Source organism: Actinoallomurus vinaceus (genome assembly GCF_039542055.1).
Taxonomy (GTDB): domain Bacteria; phylum Actinomycetota; class Actinomycetes; order Streptosporangiales; family Streptosporangiaceae; genus Actinoallomurus; species Actinoallomurus vinaceus.
On the sequence record NZ_BAABHK010000007.1, the window covers coordinates 348740 to 367385 of the forward strand.

The 18646-nt window shown below is 70.4% G+C and carries 19 protein-coding genes; 14 read left to right on the forward strand and 5 right to left on the reverse strand.

The window, feature by feature from the left end; translation table 11 throughout:
* Window positions 1–193: 193 nt before the first annotated feature.
* Window positions 194–742 (forward strand): nucleotidyltransferase domain-containing protein, encoded by a 549-nt coding sequence (locus ABEA24_RS25845; RefSeq protein ID WP_345433639.1) that lies wholly within the window; start codon window positions 194–196, stop codon window positions 740–742.
* Between the two features lie 81 nt (window positions 743–823).
* Here the strand turns inward: ABEA24_RS25845 and ABEA24_RS53690 are convergent, their stop codons facing one another.
* Entirely contained in the window at window positions 824–934 is a 111-nt protein-coding gene (locus tag ABEA24_RS53690) for a DUF397 domain-containing protein (protein WP_425551232.1), read from the reverse strand.
* 15 nt (window positions 935–949) lie between these two features.
* The gene (locus tag ABEA24_RS25850; RefSeq protein WP_345433640.1) at window positions 950–1801 is read right to left on the reverse strand and encodes a helix-turn-helix domain-containing protein; all 852 of its coding nucleotides are present in this window, start codon (window positions 1799–1801) and stop codon (window positions 950–952) included.
* A 137-nt stretch (window positions 1802–1938) separates the two neighbouring features.
* Here ABEA24_RS25850 and ABEA24_RS25855 point away from each other — a divergent pair, with 137 nt between their 5' ends.
* Window positions 1939–2382, forward strand: a complete 444-nt coding sequence (locus ABEA24_RS25855) for an ATP-binding protein (protein WP_345433641.1) — start codon at window positions 1939–1941, stop codon at window positions 2380–2382.
* Window positions 2383–2516: 134 nt separating this feature from the next.
* On the opposite strand, the gene ABEA24_RS25860 is transcribed toward ABEA24_RS25855, so the two are convergent.
* The 3 genes from ABEA24_RS25860 to ABEA24_RS25870 all read right to left on the reverse strand — a co-directional run bounded on the left by ABEA24_RS25860 (window position 2517) and on the right by ABEA24_RS25870 (window position 6592).
* Window positions 2517–4040, reverse strand: a complete 1524-nt coding sequence (locus ABEA24_RS25860; protein ID WP_345433642.1) for a sugar ABC transporter ATP-binding protein — start codon at window positions 4038–4040, stop codon at window positions 2517–2519.
* 67 nt (window positions 4041–4107) lie between these two features.
* A complete protein-coding gene (locus tag ABEA24_RS25865; RefSeq protein ID WP_345433643.1) occupies window positions 4108–4914 on the reverse strand; it encodes a DeoR/GlpR family DNA-binding transcription regulator in 807 nt (268 codons plus the stop codon).
* Between the two features lie 214 nt (window positions 4915–5128).
* Entirely contained in the window at window positions 5129–6592 is a 1464-nt protein-coding gene (locus ABEA24_RS25870; protein WP_345433644.1) for an MFS transporter, read from the reverse strand.
* A gap of 130 nt (window positions 6593–6722) precedes the next feature.
* Here ABEA24_RS25870 and ABEA24_RS25875 point away from each other — a divergent pair, with 130 nt between their 5' ends.
* The 12 genes from ABEA24_RS25875 (at window position 6723) to ABEA24_RS25930 (ending at window position 18448) form a co-directional block, all read left to right on the forward strand.
* Window positions 6723–7940, forward strand: coding sequence for a cytochrome P450 (locus ABEA24_RS25875; protein WP_345433645.1), 1218 nt, complete (start codon window positions 6723–6725; stop codon window positions 7938–7940).
* 11 nt (window positions 7941–7951) lie between these two features.
* The gene (locus ABEA24_RS25880) at window positions 7952–8614 is read left to right on the forward strand and encodes a TetR/AcrR family transcriptional regulator (protein ID WP_345433647.1); all 663 of its coding nucleotides are present in this window, start codon (window positions 7952–7954) and stop codon (window positions 8612–8614) included.
* Window positions 8614–8814: a ferredoxin gene (locus tag ABEA24_RS25885; protein ID WP_345433648.1), complete on the forward strand. Its 201-nt coding sequence runs from the start codon at window positions 8614–8616 to the stop codon at window positions 8812–8814. The genes ABEA24_RS25880 and ABEA24_RS25885 overlap by 1 nt, the downstream gene beginning before the upstream one ends.
* Window positions 8815–8878: 64 nt before the next feature.
* Complete coding sequence (locus tag ABEA24_RS25890; RefSeq protein ID WP_345433649.1) at window positions 8879–10072, forward strand: NAD(P)/FAD-dependent oxidoreductase; 1194 nt, start codon at window positions 8879–8881, stop codon at window positions 10070–10072.
* Window positions 10073–10105: 33 nt separating this feature from the next.
* On the forward strand, window positions 10106–11335 hold the full coding sequence (locus ABEA24_RS25895) for a cytochrome P450 (protein WP_345433650.1): 1230 nt from the start codon (window positions 10106–10108) through the stop codon (window positions 11333–11335).
* A 21-nt stretch (window positions 11336–11356) separates the two neighbouring features.
* A complete protein-coding gene (locus ABEA24_RS25900; RefSeq protein WP_345433651.1) occupies window positions 11357–11551 on the forward strand; it encodes a ferredoxin in 195 nt (64 codons plus the stop codon).
* Between the two features lie 153 nt (window positions 11552–11704).
* The gene (locus ABEA24_RS25905) at window positions 11705–12268 is read left to right on the forward strand and encodes a dihydrofolate reductase family protein (protein ID WP_345433652.1); all 564 of its coding nucleotides are present in this window, start codon (window positions 11705–11707) and stop codon (window positions 12266–12268) included.
* Between the two features lie 146 nt (window positions 12269–12414).
* Window positions 12415–13413: a LacI family DNA-binding transcriptional regulator gene (locus ABEA24_RS25910; RefSeq protein ID WP_345433653.1), complete on the forward strand. Its 999-nt coding sequence runs from the start codon at window positions 12415–12417 to the stop codon at window positions 13411–13413.
* Window positions 13414–13572: 159 nt separating this feature from the next.
* Complete coding sequence (locus ABEA24_RS25915; RefSeq protein WP_345433654.1) at window positions 13573–14919, forward strand: ABC transporter substrate-binding protein; 1347 nt, start codon at window positions 13573–13575, stop codon at window positions 14917–14919.
* A 46-nt stretch (window positions 14920–14965) separates the two neighbouring features.
* The gene (locus tag ABEA24_RS25920) at window positions 14966–15910 is read left to right on the forward strand and encodes a carbohydrate ABC transporter permease (protein ID WP_345433655.1); all 945 of its coding nucleotides are present in this window, start codon (window positions 14966–14968) and stop codon (window positions 15908–15910) included.
* A gap of 16 nt (window positions 15911–15926) precedes the next feature.
* Window positions 15927–16811, forward strand: coding sequence for a carbohydrate ABC transporter permease (locus tag ABEA24_RS25925; RefSeq protein ID WP_345433656.1), 885 nt, complete (start codon window positions 15927–15929; stop codon window positions 16809–16811).
* A 50-nt stretch (window positions 16812–16861) separates the two neighbouring features.
* Window positions 16862–18448: a glycoside hydrolase family 13 protein gene (locus ABEA24_RS25930; RefSeq protein WP_345433657.1), complete on the forward strand. Its 1587-nt coding sequence runs from the start codon at window positions 16862–16864 to the stop codon at window positions 18446–18448.
* The last annotated feature ends 198 nt before the right edge of the window (window positions 18449–18646 follow it).

Consider the following 18646-nt stretch of genomic DNA (forward strand, 5'->3'; position numbering starts at 1 on the left):
CGACAGTGTTTGACCGCGGCGACGAATCGGACCAGGTTGCGGAGCGGCAACCGCAGGATGAGGGCTTCCGGGCGGTAGCGGCGAGGTACGGCAAGAGGAAGCTCATCTACTAGGGCACCATTGACGTCGCCTCGATCCGGTCCCGTAAGCCGCCGTACTCATTGGTTGTTTATCGAGTTGTTGCGGCCGACCGATGCCGTTAGCGTCCGTGGCTGTGGATGAGATTCGTGCCGCCCGGCAGTTGCGGCTCATAGCTGAGGTCGTGGCCATGGCATCTGAGTGTGGTATCCAGGTTTGGCTTCGGGGTGGGTGGGCCATGGATTTCTTCCTGGGCGAGATCACGCGCGATCACCGTGACATCGACTGGTTCGCCTGGACCGACGACGCATCTGTTCTCGGCGCCAAGCTCGCCCAGCGTGGCTATCAGCCAATGCCTGGTCTGCCGCCCGATCAGCAGCTCGACGTGCTTAAAGACGATGAAGACCTGAGCTTCAATCTGCTCCGAACGGATACGTCAGGCCGCGTCGTGGTCGGTGGCGGCCCGTGGGCCGGCTCGCCGTGGCCTGAACACATGCTGGAAACGCATATGGGTCGTATCGGCGATCTGCAATGCCCGATCATCAATCCGAGAGCTCAGATCGAGATCAAGCAGATGATGCCGGTCTGGGTTCCCGGCAGTCCCCGCAGGGCCAAGGATCTCGAGGACATCACTCGGCTCCAGGCCGCCTTGCATGAGAATTAGCGGATAAAGTCAGCCGAGTCCGTTGAATCATAAGAGGAAGCCCTGACCGTCCGCGAGGTCAGGGCTTCTTAGTGGGGGTAGTTAGTCTTCTTCAGTGTCGTCGTCACCTTGGATGACAGCAACCTCGACGCAGCTGGCACCGTTGCTACTGCGGGTGCTCTTGCGCCACTGGGCGCGGGAAGTATGGGGCATCTCCCGCACCTCCTCTCACGTCAAACGCTCGCTGAGCTTCCTAATCAGCCGTGTGGACGCCGTCGGGTGTGCGGCTACGGCCCGAAGGTGCTCATAGAAGGCAGTGTACCGACGGATATCGGCCTCCTCCTCGATGAAGAGATCACCGGCCATGGAATCGACATACACCACGGTGGGGTTGTCGGCGAAGTTGAGGACGATGAAGCTGCCCGGCATCCCCGGGTGGGCGCCGACATCGAAAGGGATGACTTGCAGTGTCACGTTGGGAAGCTCAGCCACATCGACCAGGTGCTCAAGCTGCTCACGCATGACGCCCGCTCCGCCGACAAGGCGATGAAGCGCTGCCTCGTCACAGATGGCCCAGAACTTGAGCGGCTGGTCACGATCGAGGACCGCTTGGCGTTCCATTCGGACCTGGACGCGCCGCTCGACCTCTTCGCGTGTGAGTGAGGGCATGCCACCGGGGATGGCCGCCCGCATGTACGCCTCGGTCTGTAGGAGTCCAGGGACGTAGAGGCTCTCGTAGTTCCAGACGGACAGCGCTTCCTGCTCGAACTCGATGTAGGCGGAGTACTCCTCCGGCAGTTCGTCGGTGTACGCCCGCAACCATCCCGCTTGGCCGGATTCCTTGAGGAGCTGCATGAGCTGGGTTCGCTCGGGCTCCTCCACTCCATAGAGCGTCAGCAGCGCGGCGAGCGTCCGAGCTTGCGGACGGACGCGTGCCGTCTCGATGCGGTAGAGCGTGGCCGTGTTGATGCCGGTGGCTTCGGAGACATCTTCCCTGCTCAGAGACTTGGTCGCGCGGAGCCGACGCAGAGCTCCAGCCAGTCTGCGCAGACGGACGGTGGGACGGGGACGGACGGGCATCGACTTCCTCCTCGAACAAGGATGCATAACTTATCGAATGCACAACCTTGCATTGATCTAGTAGGCAGGTTCATCCTTGTGCACGACAACAGCGTGTCACAGATCGGATGCGCTCTGCGGTTGAACGAGGTGATGCCATGACCCCGCACCAGGCGTGCTTCCCCATCCGTCGGCACGAGGCCGTGACGCTGGCGGCTGTCCCCAACGCGGTCTCTCTCGCCCGGCGGCTCGTGGCAGAGGTCGCCCGGCACTGGCGCCTCCCGGACGAGTTGGTCGAGGGGACGGTCCTCATCACGAGCGAGCTCGTCACCAACGCCATCAAGGCCACTGAGGCCTTTCATCAAGCAACCGGCACGAGGGAGGTCGGCCGGGTCAAGCTGCGGCTCCGGCTGAACCGCCCCAGCCTCTTCACGGAGGTGTGGGACATCAACCCGGTGCTGCCAATGAAGCGCCAGGCCGGTGCTCTCGACACGGGCGGTCGGGGCCTCGGGATCATCGAGTGCCTGTGCGTCAACTGGTCGGCGGCACGCTGCCGCGAGGGCGGCAAGCTCGTCTGGGCCGAGCAGAGGTTCGCGCTATGAGCGAAGGCTCCTGGGCCACGACGGCCCGACGGGCGGATCCCTGGCAACAGCCTGACGCCTGGGCGACACCCCTGGTGACACACTCGGCGGCCGCGACCGCCGTGTCACCGGGACGTTGTCCTGCCTGGTTGCGGTCAGTGATCTGGTCGCTCGGCGTCGGCGGAGGCCATCGCCGCGATGATGCGGTCCTCGGTGACCTCGGGGCCGGTCAGTTCGGCGGCGACGGTGCCGTCGCGCAGGACCACGACGCGGTCGCAGCCGGAGACCAGTTCCTCGAGGTCGGAGGAGATCAGCAGGATGGCCAGGCCGGCCACGGCCAGCTCGTCCAGCAGGTCGCGCAGCTGGGCCTTGGCGCCCACGTCGATGCCGCGTGTGGGCTCGTCCAGTAGCAGCACCTTCGGCTGCATCGCCAGCCAGCGGGCCAGCAGGACCTTCTGCTGGTTGCCGCTGGAGAGCTCGGCGACCTTCTGCAGCGGTGACGTCGCCTTGATGTGCAGGCGGCGCATGAAGGTCTCCACGACCCGGTCGATCCGTGCGCCGGACACGATGCCGAAGCGGGACAGGCGCGGCAGCGCGGCCAGCGCGATGTTGTCGCGGACGGACAGCGACGGGATGATCCCCTCGGTGGCGCGGTTCTCCGGCAGGAGGCCCACGCCCGCGCGGATCGCGCCGGCGATGGAACGCCGGGGCAGCGGCGCGCCGGCCACCGTGACCTGACCGGAGTCCAGGGTCAGCGCCCCCGCGATCGCCTTGGCCGTCTCGGAGCGTCCCGCCCCCAGGAGGCCGCCCAGCCCCAGCACCTCGCCCTCGCGGAGCTCCAGCGAGACGTCGGCCAGCGCGTGCCGGCGGGTCAGCCCGGTGGCTCGCAGATAGGGCGGTTCCGCAGGGGCGCCGGCGGCCGCCTCGGACGCGGCGGGCGGCCCGGGCCGGAGCCGTCGCCCCAGCATGATGGACACCAGTGTGCGGCGGTCCAGTGCCGCGAACGGGCCGCTGTGCACGACGCGGCCGGCGCGCAGCACGGTCAGGCGGTCGCCGAGCCGGTACAGCTCGTCGAGCCGGTGGCTCACGTACAGCACCGCGCGGCCCTGCTCGCGCTGCTCGGCCACGACACGGAACAGCGTCTCGATCTGCGGCGGATCCATCTCCGCGGTCGGCTCGTCGAGGATGATCACTTCGGTGCCGGCCGTGACGACGCGGGCCAGCGCGACCAGGGTGCGCGCGCCCGGGTCCAGGGTCGCCAGTGGGCGGCGCGCGTCCACGCGCAGGCCGTAGCGGGCCAGGATGCCGGTGGCGCGTTCGTACATCCGCGCGGTGTCGATCAGGCCGAGCCGAGTCCTCGGCTCCGCACCGGCGAACAGGTTGCGGGCGATGCTCATCGACGGGATGAGCGCGTCGTCCTGGTGGACCGCCATGATGCCCGCGCGGCGGGCGTCCAGCGGGCCGCCGAGCCGTAGCTGCTCGCCGTCCCGGCGCAGCCGTCCGGCGTCCGGGCGATGGACACCTGTCAGGACCTTGACGAGCGTGGACTTGCCCGCGCCGTTCTCCCCGGTCAGCGCGTGGACCTCACCGCGCGCGAGCGTGAGTGAGACGTGGTCGAGGGCGACCGTGTCCGGGAACGTCTTGAGGATCCCGGCAGCCTCCAGGGCTCTGTCCGTCACGACGCACCTCCCGGTACCGCGCCGGTTCATCGCTCGTGATACCACGGCAGGGCCGTCGCCTGCCAGATCACAGACGGGCGATGTGGATCCGTACGCCGCGCGCGCTCAGCTCGTGCAGCTCGTCCGGCGGCGCGTCCTCGCCGGTGACGAGGTGGTCGATGCGCTCGGGGGGCACGGTCTGCACCATGGTGTTCACGCCGATCTTGCTGTGGTCGACGAGCACCACGACCTCCTCGGCGGCCTCGGCCAGCGCCCGGTCGGTACCGGCGACCTGCATGTTCGGCGTGGACAGGCCTCGCTCGGCGGTGAGGCCGTTGCCGGAGATGAACACCCGCCGCATCCGCAGGCCGGCCAGCGACCGCTCCGCAGCGCTGCCGATCAGTGCCTGGACCGGACCGCGCAGCGTGCCGCCGGTCACCACGACCTCGATGCGCGGGCAGGCCGCCAGCGCCTGCGCGACCAGGAGCGAGTTGGTGACCACCGTCAGGTCGGTGTGACCGGTCAGGCGCTGCGCCAGCGCGTACGTCGTGGTGCCGGGGCCGATGGCGATCGCGTCGCCGTCGTCGACCAGCGCGGTCGCGAGGTCCGCGATCGCGGCCTTCTCCTCGCTCCCGACGTGGACCTTCTGCAGGTACGTCGGCTCCTGGGAGAGCTCGCCGGGCAGCGACGCTCCCCCGTGGTGGCGGTCCAGCAGCCCGTCGGCCTCGAGCGCGCGGACGTCACGGCGCACCGTGACCTCCGACGACTGGACGGCCTCCGCCAGCTGGCGCAGCGACAGCGTGCCGTTCGCGCGGAGGAGTTCGAGGATGCGCTTACGGCGCTCGGCGGCGAAGACCGGCTTGCGACCGTCCGACGGCCCTGGGACGTCGCTCACGGTCCCCCCTGAAGGAAAAGCATCGGATGACCCGATCGTAGCCACCGGATGCGCCGATCGGCGCATCCGGTGCGGGAGTTCCGTACGGAGCGGGGGCCGGATCACGTGGATCGAAGGCGGCCGGGGGGTTCCCTGACGGCCGACCGCGCCGGCCGGAGGCACGAGGGTGACTCCGGCCGGCGCGGTGGAGGCCGAGGCGGTCCGCCGGTCCGGCTCAGTGCGTCTTGGCCGGTTCCGTGGCCACGGGCGACGGGTCAGGGGTGGCCGCGCGCCGACCGGGAAGGAAGGCCGCGACCACGAGGGCGATGACGGCCCCGGCCGCGGAGATCACCATGACCACCCGGAAGGCGTTCTGCGAGGGCACGCTCGCCGGGCCGAGCGTGACGGTCATGTGGGCCAGCACCACGCCCGCGACCGCGCTGCACACCGAGGTGCCGATCGAGCGCATCAGGGTGTTCAGGCTGTTGGCGGCGGCGGTCTCCGACACCGGCACGGCCCCCATGATCAGTGCGGGCATCGCGCCGTAGGCCAGGCCGATACCGGCGCCGATCACGCAGGAGACGAGCACCAGCTGCCAGATCGCCGACATCAGGGCGATGCCGATCCCGTACCCGGCGGCGACCACGACCGCACCGGCCATCAGGGTCACCTTCGGGCCCCGGGCCGCGGAGATGCGGGCGGAGAACGGGGCCGCGGCCATCATCACCAGCCCGGTCGGCGCCATCACCAGGCCCGCCGTCAGCATGCTCCGGCCGAGGCCGTACCCGGTCGCCTTGGGCAGTTGCAGCAGCTGCGGCAGCACGAGGGACATCGCGAACATCGCGACGCCGAACACGACAGAGGCGATGTTCGTGAGCAGCACCTGACGGCGGGCGGTCGTGCGCAGGTCCACGAGCGGTTCCCGGGTGCGCAGCTCCCACCAGCCCCACGCCGCCAGCACGACGACCGCCACGGCGAACAGCCCGAGGGTCAGTCCGCTGGTCCAGCCCCAGTCGGCGCCCTTGGAGATGGCCAGCAGCAGGCAGACCAGGCCGGCGGACAGCCCGGCCGCGCCGAGCACGTCGAAACGCCCTGGGTTGCGGACGGGCGACTCCGGCACGATCAGCAGCACCAGCACGGTGGCCAGCACGCCCATGCCGGCCGAGGTCCAGAACAGCATGTGCCAGTCGGCGCGTTCGGCCAGGAACGCGGCGGCGGGCAGGCCCAGCGCGCCGCCCACCCCGAGTGAGGCGCTCATGAGCGCGGTCGCCGCGCCGAGCCGCTCGACGGGCAGTTCGTCGCGCATGATGCTGATGCCCAGCGGGATCACGCCGGACGCCAGGCCTTGCAGGGCGCGGCCGACGACCATGGGCGGCAGGGAGCTGGACAGGCCCGCGACGGCGGAGCCGACGATCAGCAGCACCAGGCTCACGAGCAGCATCCGCCGCTTGCCGTACATGTCGCCCAGCCGCCCGACCACCGGAGTGGCCACCGCTGCGGCCAGCAGCGTGGCGGTGACCGCCCAGGTCGTGTCCGAGGCGGAAGAGCCGAGCAGGTGGGGCAGCTGGGGCAGCAGCGGGATCACCAGGGTCTGCATGAGCGAGACCACGATCCCGCCCAGCGCCAGCACCGCGACGATCGGACCGGCGTTCGCTCGTGGCGGGCCGGACGCTCCGGCGGCCGTCGGGGGGTGGGACATGGGAGAACCTCCATCGGAACCGGCGGCGGTGCATCCGCCTCGGCAAAATTTAAATCAATCGATTGACTTAGTCCAGTCGAGCGGGTTCACTGACAACAGCGACGACATCGAGTCGACAGGAGGACACCCCGTGAGTCAGGTCGACGAGCAGGGCCTGGACTACCCGCTCCCCCGCCCGGCGGCGCTGGAGCCCCCGGCCGAATGGGCGACGCTGCGGCGCGAGTGCCCGGTCGCGCGGATCACGATGCCGAGCGGAGACGAGATGTCGCTCGTCACCCGCTATGCCGACGTCAAGCAGGTGCTGTCCGACCCGCGGTTCGGCCGCCGGCTGAGCGCCCCCGACGCGGCGCGGATCACCGACACCGAGTCCGGCGGGGTGTTCAACAACGAGATGGCCACCGTGCTCCCCCAGAGCGGTGAGGAGCACCTGCGCTGGCGGCGGCTCGTAGGCAAGTGGTTCACCGCCCGGCGGATGGCGGCGCTGCGACCGCGGATCGAGGCCATGGCCGGCGGGCTCATCGACACGATGGTGGAGGGCGGCGGGCCCGCGGACCTCAAGACCGGCCTGGCGTTCCCGCTGCCGGTGTGGGTGATCTGCGACCTGCTCGGTGTCCCCGACTCCGACCGGGACCGGTTCGCCCACTGGTCGGACTGCATGCTCAACCTGACCCGCTACACCGAGCAGCAGATGCAGACCGCGCAGACCGAGTTCAACGCGTACATGGCGGGCCACATCGCCGACCGCCGGGGCGAGCCGGGCGACGACCTGCTCAGCGAGCTGATCGTCGCCACCGACGCCGAGGGCCGGGGCCTGTCCGAGGCGGAACTGGTCGCCACCGGGCAGGGCCTGCTGGTCGCCGGGCACGAGACCACCGCGAACATGATCGCCAAGATGGTCGCCATGCTGCTGGCCGACCGGCGGCGCTGGGAGCGGCTGCTGGCCGACCGGTCGCTGATCCGGACCGCCGTCGAGGAGGCACTGCGGTTCGACACCAACCTCGGGCTCGGCATGGTCCGCTACATCGACCAGGACGTCGAGGTCGGCGACACGCCGGTCTCCAGCGGCACCACCGTGCTGTGCGACATGGCCGCGGCCAACCGGGACGAGACCGCCTTCGACCGGGCCGACGAGATGGACCTCACCCGCAGCCCGAACCCGCATCTGACCTTCGGCACCGGAGCGCACTCCTGCCTCGGGCAGTCGCTGGCCCGCACCGAGCTGCAGACCGTCCTCGGCGTGCTGCTCGACCGCCTGCCGTCCCTCGAACTCGCCGTCCCGGCTGAGAATCTAGAGCGCGTCAAGGGACTGGTCGTCGGCGGGCTGCACAGCCTGCCGGTGCGATGGTGAGGGAGATGATCATGGCGGTACGGGCGGAACGGGTGCAGGCGACGCGAGAGTCGATCCTGGCCGCGGCGGAGCGGTTGTTCGCCGAGCACGGGGTGTTCGCCGTATCGAACCGCCAGATCAGCGAGGCCGCGGGACAGGGCAACACCGCCGCGGTCGGCTACCACTTCGGCACCAAGACCGACCTCGTCCGCGCGATCATCCGCAGGCACACCGAGGACATCGACCGCATCCGCACGCAGATGGTGGCCGAGGTCACCGGCTCGACGGAACTGCGGGACTGGATCGCGTGCCTGCTGCGCCCGAACATCGAGCATCTGGCCTCGCTGCCGCGCCCCAGCTGGTTCGCCCGGTTCAGCGCGCAGGTGATGACCGACCCCGAGCTGCGCACGATCATGGTCGACGAGTCGCTCGGCGAGCCGTCGCTGCGCGAAGCCGTGGACGGGATGAACCGGTGCCTTCCCGAACTGCCGGTCGAGGTCCGCATGGAGCGCGGCGAGATGGTCCGCCAGCTGGTGATGCACATGACCGCCGAACGCGAACGCGCGCTCGCCGAGGGCACGCCCACCGCCCGGTCCAGCTGGCATGACGCCGCCACCGGGCTGATCGACGCGATCGTCGGGCTGCTGCTGGCTCCGGTCACCCCGGCCCATGAGGATTCCAAGGAGTTCCAGTGATGAGAGTGACCGTCGACCAGGACAAGTGCTGCGGCGCCGGCAACTGCGTCCTGCTCGCCCCGGAGGTGTTCGACCAGCGGGAGGACGACGCGATCGTCGTCCTGCTCGACGAGCGACCTGCCGAGCGGCTGCACGCCGCGGTCCGCGAGGCCTCCGACGTCTGCCCCGCCGGCGCCATCCGCCTGAGCGAGACCTCATGACCGCGCGCGTCGGCGCGGAGCCCCATACCTCATCGCCGGCCAAGACGGCGCTCGGAGTGCGGCGGTGACGGGGGTTCCGGCCAGGGTCCTGGTGGTCGGCGCGTCCGCGGCCGGGCTCGCGACCGCGGAGGCCCTGCGCCGCAAGGGGTACCAGGGCGAGCTGACCGTGCTGGGGGCCGAACAGCACGCGCCGTACGACCGGCCTCCGCTGTCCAAGCAGGTCCTCGCGGGAGCGTGGGAGCCCGAGCGGGCCGAGCTTCGCCCGTCCGCCCACCTGTCCGCCCTGGACGCCGCGTTCATCCTCGGCGATCCCGCCGTCGGCCTCGACCCCGCGACCCGGACGGTACGGACCGGGTCCGGGCGCGCCCTGCGCGCCGACGCCGTCGTCGTGGCCACCGGCCTGCGGCCCCGTACGCTGCCCGGCCAGGACGGCCTGTCCGGCGTGCACGTGCTGCGCACCCTCGACGACGCCGCGGCCCTGCGGGCCGACCTGCTCACCGCCTCGCGCGTGGTGGTCGTCGGGGACGGGGTGCTCGCCGCCGAGATCGCCGCCACCGCCCGCCGCCTGGGCCCGGCGGTCACCATGGCCGGCCCGGGACCGGCGCCGCTGGCCGGCCGGTTCGGTCCGCTGGTCTCCCGGCTGCTCGCCGAGACGCACCTGGAGAACGGGGTCGGCCTGCGGCTCGGCGCCGGAGTCGGCGGGCTGACCGCCCGGCACGGGCGCGTCACCGGCGTACGCCTGGACACGGGTGAGGTCCTGCCCGCCGACGTGGTCGTCGTGGCGATCGGGTGCACGCCGGCGACGGACTGGCTGGCCGGGAGCGGGCTGCGGCTGGACGACGGGCTGGTCTGCGACGCCCACTGCCGGGCCGCCGACGGGATCTACGCCGTCGGCGACGTGGCCCGCTGGCACCACCCCGGGCTGGACGCCCTGATCCGGCTGGAGAACCGGACCAACGCCACCGAGCAGGCCATGGCCGTCGCCGCCGCGATCCTCGGCGACGACCGGCCGTACGCCCCGGTGCCGTACATGTGGAGCGACCAGTTCGACACCAAGATCCAGGTCCATGGCCTGCCGGGCCCGGACGCCGAGGTGACCATCGTCGACGGCGCGGTGGCCGACCGCCGCTTCGTCGCCCGCTACCACCGGGACGGCCGCGTCATCGGCGTCCTCGGCTGGAACATGCCCAAGCAGGTCCGCCTGCGCCGGCAGGAGGTCGTCGACGCACGGCCCGACCTCACGCCGGCCCTGCCCTGATCGAGGCGAGATCCCGTTGAAAGGAAGGACGCCATGAGCAGCACAGTGAGTCCGGCCGGCCCGGAGGCGGCCGCGATCCCGGAGTACCCGATGGACCGGGCGGCGGGCTGCCCGTTCGACCCGCCCCCGGATCTGCTGGCCGAACAGCGCCAAGGCCCGCTGGCCAGGGTCCGGCTGTGGGACGGCAGCACCCCGTGGCTGGTGACCCGCTACGCCGACCAGCGGGCGGTGCTGGCCGACCCCAGGGTGAGCGCCGACATCGAGCGCCCCGGCTACCCCAGCTCGGCGCCGATCCAGCCGGGCGGGTCGAAGATCGGCTTCATCCTGATGGACGACCCCGAGCACGCCCGGCTGCGCCGGATGGTGACCGCTCCGTTCGCCGTCAAGCGGGTCGCGGCCATGCGCCCGGCGATACAGAAGATCGTGGATCGGCTCATCGACGAGATGCTGGCCGGCCCGAAGCCCGTGGACCTGGTGGAGGCGTTCGCGCTGCCCGTGCCCTCGCTGGTCATCTGCGACCTGCTCGGCGTGCCGTACTCCGACCACGATTTCTTCCAGGACAACAGCAAGACCATCATCAGGCGGACCGCGACGCCCGAACAGCGGATGGCGGCGAGTGGGAACCTGACCGGCTACCTGGACCGGCTGGTCGGTGAGAAGCTCGAGAATCCCGGCGACGACCTGCTGTCCGGGCTCACCGAGCGGGTCAAGGCGGGCGAGCTGACCCGGCAGGACGCGGCGCAGATCGGCGTGCTCCTGCTGATCGCCGGGCACGAGACCACCGCGAACATGATCGCCCTGGGCACCCTGGCCCTGCTGGAGAACCCGGACCAGCTCGCCCTGCTGCGCGACACCGACGATCCGAAGCTCGTCGCTTCGGCGGTGGAGGAGCTCCTGCGCTACCTGAACATCACGCACAACGGGCGGCGTCGCGTGGCTCTGGAGGACATCGAGATCGGCGGCCAGACCATCCGCGCCGGTGAGGGCATCATCCTGCCCAACGACATCGGCAACCGCGACCCCGACGCCTTCGAGGACCCCGACCGGCTGGACCTCCGGCGCGAGGCCCGCCACCACGTCGCCTTCGGTTTCGGCGTCCACCAGTGCCTGGGCCAGCCCCTGGCACGCCTGGAGCTGCAGGTCGTCTACAGCACCCTCTACAAGCGCATCCCCACGCTGAGACTCGCCACCGACCTGGACCGGATCCCGTTCAAGCACGACGGATCCGTCTACGGCGTCTACGAACTCCCCGTCACCTGGTAATCCCGGCAAAGGAGCCATCCCGTGAAGATCATCGTCGATCAGGAGAAGTGCGTCGCGTCCGGACAGTGCGTGACCAGTGCCCCGGACGTGTTCGACCAGCGCGACGAGGACGGCATCGTCGTCCTGCTCGCCGAGGAGCCGCCGGCCGGCCTGGCCGCCGACGTCCGGCAGGCCGCGGCGGTGTGCCCGGCGCTGGCCATCCAGCTCGAGGAGTGATCGCCCTCGGGCGGTCACGCGGGAGCTTCCGGAGGGCGCGGAGGGAAGCCGTAAACATTCCGTAAACGGGTTCGGCCAGGCTGACGGCACATGAGAACGGCGGACGGACCGCCGCACTCGAGCCACCGGCCCGAACCCGGAAGGAAGCACCTCATGCGCACGTTCAAGCTCCAGGTCCAGACCACCGTCGACGGCTACATGGCCGGCCCGAACGGCGAGATGGACTGGATGACGTTCCCGTGGACCGACGACATCAAGGCGTACGTCACGGCGCTCACGGAGCCGGTCGACTGCATCGTGCTGGGCCGCCGGCTCGCCGAGGGGTTCATCCCGGCCTGGGCGGCCGGACCCGAGGGCGAGGAGCAGAAGGCCATCGACAAGATGAACGACACGCCCAAGGTCGTGATCTCCAGCAGCCTCACCGAGTCGCCGTGGGAGAACGCCACCGTCGCCGGCGGCGACCTCACCGAGACGATCAACCGGCTCAAGGCCCGGCCCGGTGGGGACATGATCGCGTACGGCGGCGGCACGCTCGTCTCGAGTCTGATCGCCGAGGGACTCCTCGACGAACTCCACCTGTTCGTCAACCCGACCGCGATCGGCACGGGAATGCCGGTGTTCCCCAAGGGCGACGCGTACCAGCGGCTCGACCTCGTCACCGCGCAGACGTTCGACTGCGGGGTCACCGCGCTGCACTTCGAGCCGAAGCGCTCGTGAACGGCCGGTCCGGTCGGTGTCCTGCCTCGGATCAGGATGCCGGCCGGAAGCCGGCGGCGAAGAGGACATGGCGCCGGGGCACCCGGACGGCAGGGCTTCCCGCAATACCTGCAAGCGATTTGCAGGATTTGCGATATTCTTGCGGCATGTCACGACGACTTGCGGATGTCGCCAAGAAGGCCGGGGTCAGCGAGGCCACCGTCAGCCGGGTGCTCAACGGCAAACCCGGGGTCTCGGCGGCGACCCGCGACAACGTGCTGACCGCGCTGGACGTGCTGGGCTACGAGCGGCCGACGCAGCTGCGCGGCGACCGGGCCCGGCTGGTCGGCCTGGTGCTGCCGGAGTTGCAGAATCCGATCTTCCCCGCCCTGGCCGAGGTGGTCAGCGGCGCCCTGGTGCAACTCGGTTTCACGCCCGTCCTGTGCACGCGCACGGCGGGCGGCCTCTCGGAGCCGGAGTACGTCAACCTGCTGCTCGACCAGCAGGCCTCCGGGGTGATCTTCGCCGGCGGGATGTTCGCGGAGGCGGACGCCGCACATGATCACTACCACCTGCTCCGCAGGCGCGGCATGCCGGTGGTGCTCGTGAACGCGTCCGTCGCCGACCTCGGCTTCCCGGCGGTGGCGACCGACGACGTCGTCGCCGTCGAGCAGGCGTACGGGCACCTGCGCGCGCTGGGGCACGAGCGGATCGGCCTGGTCGTCGGCCCGGCGGACCACATGCCGTCCCGCCGGAAGGTGGAGACCTTCGAGCGGCTGGCCCGGACGGCCGGCCTCGGCGGCGAGGAGTTCGTCGAGCGGACCCTGTTCTCCCTGGAAGGGGGCCAGGCGGCGACGACCCGCCTGCTGCGCCGGGGGGTCACGGGGGTGATCTGCGCCAGTGACCCGCTGGCGCTGGGTGCGATCAAGGCGGTCCGCCGGCAGGCGCGGCGGGTTCCCGAGGACGTCTCGGTGGTCGGCTTCGACGACTCGGCGTTCATGAGCTGCGTCGACCCGCCGCTGACGACGGTGCGCCAGCCCATCGACGCGATGGGCCGCGCGGTGGTGACCCTTCTCGACGCCCAGATCGACGGCTCGCAGGCCGCCCCCGAAGAGCTGCTGTTCGAGCCGGAGCTCGTCGTCCGCGGTTCCACGGGCCCGGCTTGACGATACGAATGGCGGATCGACTGTCGATTTTTTTCTAGTTTCAGTTCGAGTATTGCAGTGTGATGTTGGTCTCTATATCGTTCTCGCACCGGATCCTGCATCCCGGTCCTCGGTCCGCGGCCTCTGGGCGCCGGAGGCCAGTCCAGGAGGGAGTCGATGATGAGACCCCGACGACTCATGGTCCTTTTGACGGCAGGGCTCGCCCTGACCAGTACGGCGTGCGGAGGCGGTGACGGATCCAAGGACGCCTCGGGCGGGAAGGTCTCCATCACGGTCGGCTGCATGCCCGCGAAGAGCCAGCCGACCCAACGCCGCGAGTGGAACGAGGACGTCGCCGCCTTTCAAAAGCTGCACCCCGACATCACCGTCGTCGGCAAGGACGCCTTCCCCTGCGCGGACCCGAAGACGTTCATGGCCAAGCTCGCGGGCGGCCAGATGGAGGACGTCTTCTACACCTACTTCACCGACGTCCAGAACGTGATCAAGTCCGGTCAGGCCGCCGACCTCACCAAGTACCTCGGCAGCGTCAAGCAGCTCCCCGACCTCCAGCCCTCCGTCAAGAGCGTCTTCACCGGCCCCGACGGCAAGATCTACGGCCTGCCCCGGCAGAACTACTCGATGGGCCTGCTCTACAACCGCAAGCTGTTCAAGCAGGCCGGCCTCAACCCCGACACCCCGCCCGCGACCTGGGCGGAGCTGCGCGCGGACGCGAAGAAGATCGCCGCGCTGGGCAAGGGGACCGTCGGATACGCCGACTACAGCGCCGGAAACCAGGGCGGCTGGCACTTCACCACCGAGCTGTACGGCCAGGGCGGCGACGTCGTCTCCCCCGACGGGAAGAAGGCTGCGTTCAACAGCCCGCAGGGCCTGGCCGTGCTGGAGAACCTCAAGCAGATGCGCTGGACCGACGACTCGATGGGGTCCAAGCAGCTGCTCCAGCTCGCCGACGTACAGCAGCTGATGGCCGCCGGCCGGCTCGGGATGTACCTGTCCGCGCCGGACAACGTGACCGCGCTGGTCGACCAGTTCCAGGGCTCGTACAAGGACTACGGCCTGGCGCCGATCCCCGAGGCGAAGGCCACGCTCATCGGCGGGGACGGCTACATGGTCAACGTCAAGGCCTCCCCCGCCAAGATCAAGGCCGGGCTGCTCTGGCTGGAGTACTACGTCCTCACGCCCGGGCAGGGCCAGCTGAACTACCAGCGCGAAGCGCGGTACGGGCGCGCGGTCGGCCTCCCCCAGCCGGACTTCTACACCGGGTCGACGGCGACCACCGACCACTCGCTGCGCGCGGCGTCGGCCAACGTCCCGGTGGCGAACTACAAGCCGTACGAGGACGCCTCCGCACGCATCCCGGGCAAGCTCGAGCCGGCGAACGCCCAGCAGGTCTACGCCGTCCTCGACTCCGTGATGTCCGCCGTCCTCACCGACCGGAACGCCGACCCCGGCCGGCTCCTCGCGACCGCCCAGCAGAAGGTCGACGGCATCCTCGCCCGGTCCAACTGAGCACGTCCGACGGCCCATCGGGCCACGACACGCTAAGGAGGGACCGGTGACCACGACGGCCCTGCGCAAGGCTGCGTCCCGGCGCTCGCCGTCGCGCCCGGCCGGGCCGCGCCGGACGGCGGCGCGGTACGGCGTCCGGCGCGGCCTGTCCGCGTACGGGTTCCTCTGCGGGGCGCTGATCTGCTTCGCCCTGTTCTCCTGGTACCCGATCGTGCGGGAGGCCCTGCTCGGCTTCCAGCGGACGAACTTCGTCGGCCGGTCGGAGTGGGTCGGCCTCGACAATTTCCACCGCGTCGGCGCCGACCCGGCCTTCGGCAAGGCCTGGCTGAACACCCTGGAGTTCACCGGCCTGGCGCTGCTGTGCGGTTACGTCCTGCCGTTCGTGACCGCGCTGGTGCTCAACGAGCTGCGCCACGCTCGCGCCTACCTCAGGTTCGTCGTGTACCTGCCGGTCATGCTCCCGCCGGCGGTCGCGGTGCTGCTGTTCAAGTGGTTCTACGACCCGGGTCCCGGCCTGTTCAACCAGCTGCTGCACCTGGCCCACCTCCCGGGGCTGAACTGGCTGGACTCCACGAGCACCGCGCTGCTGTCCCTGGTGATCGTCTCCACCTGGATGAACATGGGCAGCGGCACGCTCATCTACCTGGCCGCCCTGCAGAGCGTCGAGGGCGAGCTGTACGAGGCGGCGGAGCTGGACGGCGCGGGACTGCTGCGGCGCGTCTGGCACGTCACCATCCCCCAGACCAGGCTGATCCTGCTGGTGATGCTCCTGCTCCAGGTCATCGCCACGATGCAGGTGTTCATCGAGCCGTACCTGCTCACCGGCGGCGGGCCGCAGGACGCCACGGTCAGCGTCGTCTACCTGATGTACCAGTACGCCTTCAACTTCAACAGCTACGGCGGCGGCAGCGCCCTCGGGCTGATGCTGATGCTCGTCCTGATGGTGTTCTCCGCGGCGTACCTGCGGCTCACCCGGGACGACGGGAGATGAGGTGAGGAACCCGACGATGCAGGCAACCGCTCCGCGAACCCTCGTCTCCGCCCGCGCGCTGACCACGCCGCGCGGCCGGGTGATCTACTGGTCCGTCCTCGTCGCGGTGATCGTGCTGTTCACCGCGGTGTTCGTGTTCCCGCTCTACTGGATGGCGACCGGCGCGCTCAAGTCGTCCGGCGAGCTCGCCCGGACGCCCCCGACGATCTTCCCCCGGCACCCGCACCCCGGCGTCTACCGCGAGGCCTGGCAGCGGCTGAGCCTGGGGCGGTACCTCCTGAACACGCTCGTGTACGCCGCCGGGGCCTGGCTGCTGCAGCTCGCCGTGTGCGTACCGGCGGCGTACGCCCTGTCGAAGCTGCGGCCCGTGCTCGGCCGGGCGATCCTCGGCATGATGCTGGCCACCCTGATGATCCCGCCCACCGTCCTGCTGATCCCGCTGTACCTGACCGTGCGCGACGTGCCGCTCCTGCACGTCAACCTGTTGAACACGCCGTTCGCGATCTGGTTCCCGGCGGCGGCGAACGCCTTCTCCGTGTTCCTGCTCAAGCGGTTCTTCGACTCCATCCCCCGGGAGCTGCTCGAGGCGGCGGCGATCGACGGCGCATCGTCGTGGCGCATCCTGCGGTCCGTCGTCCTGCCGATCTCGCGGCCGATCCTCGCCGTCGTGTCCATCTTCGCGGTGGTCAGCGTGTGGAAGGACTTCGTCTGGCCGCTGCTGGTGCTGCCCGACAGCGACCGGATGACGGTGAGCGTGGCCATCTCCTCCCTGTCGAACCAGACACCGGAGAACATCCTCATCGCCGCGCTCGTGATCGCGAGCGTCCCGGCCATCGCCGTCTTCCTGCTCTTCCAGCGCCACATCATGGCGGGCCTGACCGCCGGAGGATTGAAGGGATGAGGGCGCGCGTGCTCGCGCCCCGACCGAACCGTTCGAGGAGATGATCCGCCATGGCCGAACTCGTTCCCCCCGGCAGGTCACCGCAGCCGGAGGGCTGGTGGCGGAGTGCCGCGATCTACCAGGTCTACCTGCGCAGTTTCGCGGACGGCAACGGCGACGGTATCGGTGACCTGGCCGGCCTGCGCGGGCGCCTCAGCCATCTCGCCGACCTGGGAGTCGACGCGGTCTGGGTGAACCCCTGGTACCCCTCGCCGATGGTCGACGGCGGCTACGACGTTGCCGACTTCCGCGACATCGACCCGGTCTTCGGCTCGCTCGCCGAGGCCGAGAAGCTCATCGAGGAGGCGCACGGGCTCGGGATCAGAGCGATCGTCGACATCGTCCCCAACCACTGCTCCGACCGGCACGCCTGGTTCCAGGAGGCGCTGCGGTCCGGGCCGGGCTCGGCGGCCCGGGCGCGGTTCTGGTTCCGGCCCGGGCGGGGCGACGGGCCGCCGAACGACTGGCGGTCCATCTTCGGCGGTCCCGCGTGGACCCGGGTTCCGGACGGCGAGTGGTACCTCCACCTGTTCGCGCCGGAACAGCCCGACTTCAACTGGAGCAACCCCGAGGTACGGGAGGAGTTCCTCGACGTCCTGCGGTTCTGGTTCGACCGCGGCGCGGACGGCATCCGCATCGACTCCGCCGCGGTCCTGGTCAAGGATCCTGACGCGGAGCCGGACGGCCGGGACCCCTACACCGACCGGGATGGCGTGCACGAGATCTACCGGGCCTGGCGGCGGACCGCCGACGGCTACGGCGACCGGGCGCTGATCGGCGAGGTGTGGCTACCCGACCAGGACCGCTTCGCGGCCTACCTGGCCCCGGACGAGCTGCACACGGCCTTCAACTTCGACTTCCTGAGCTGCCCGTGGGAGGCGCGGGCGCTGCGCCAGGTGATCGACACGACGCTGGCCACGCACACTCCGCTGGGCGCGCCGCCGACCTGGGTGCTGTCCAACCACGACGTGACCCGCCCGGTCACGAGGTTCGGCCGGGAGGACACGTCCTTCGACCTGGCCGACCGCCGGCACGGAGCGCCGACGGACCTGCGGCTCGGTCTGCGCCGGGCCCGGGCGGCCGCCCTGCTCGCCATGGCGCTGCCCGGCTGCGTCTACGTCTACCAGGGAGAGGAGCTCGGCCTTCCGGAGGTCGAGGACCTGCCGGAGGACCGGCTCGAGGACCCCATCTGGTTCCGTTCGGGCCGCCGCGACCGTGGCCGGGACGGCTGCCGGGTCCCGCTCCCGTGGTCCGGCGACGCGCCGCCCTTCGGCTTCGGCGGCGGTGAACCGTGGCTGCCGCAGCCCCCGTCCTGGCGTGACCTCACCGTCGAGGCCCAGGCCGCGGACCCGTCCTCGACGCTCGCCCTCTATCGGAGGGCGCTGCGGCTGCGGCGCGAGCGGCTCGGCGACGGTGCCCTCACCTGGCGGTCGATGGGCGAGGACGTCCTGGCCTTCGACCGGGACTCGGGCGTCACCTGCGTCGTCAACCTCGGTTCCCGGCCCGTACGGCTTCCGGAGGGCCGGTCGCCGCTGCTGGCCAGCGGCCCGCTGGAGCACGGCGAGGTCCCTCCGGACACCGCCGTCTGGCTCGAGTGATCCACCGAGTCCCGAGAGGGTCGCGACTCGCCGTCAGGACTCCTCGTGAACGATGCGCCGTAGCTGTTCGACAATGTCGGCAGGGTGGCGTTGACGTGCGTGGATGCGCGCCATAGCGTCTCGTGCAGTCGTTCGGGACGGCGATGGCGCCGTCACCCGCATTCGGCCTCGTACCCCATAGAGCCCGGCGCTCCTCCC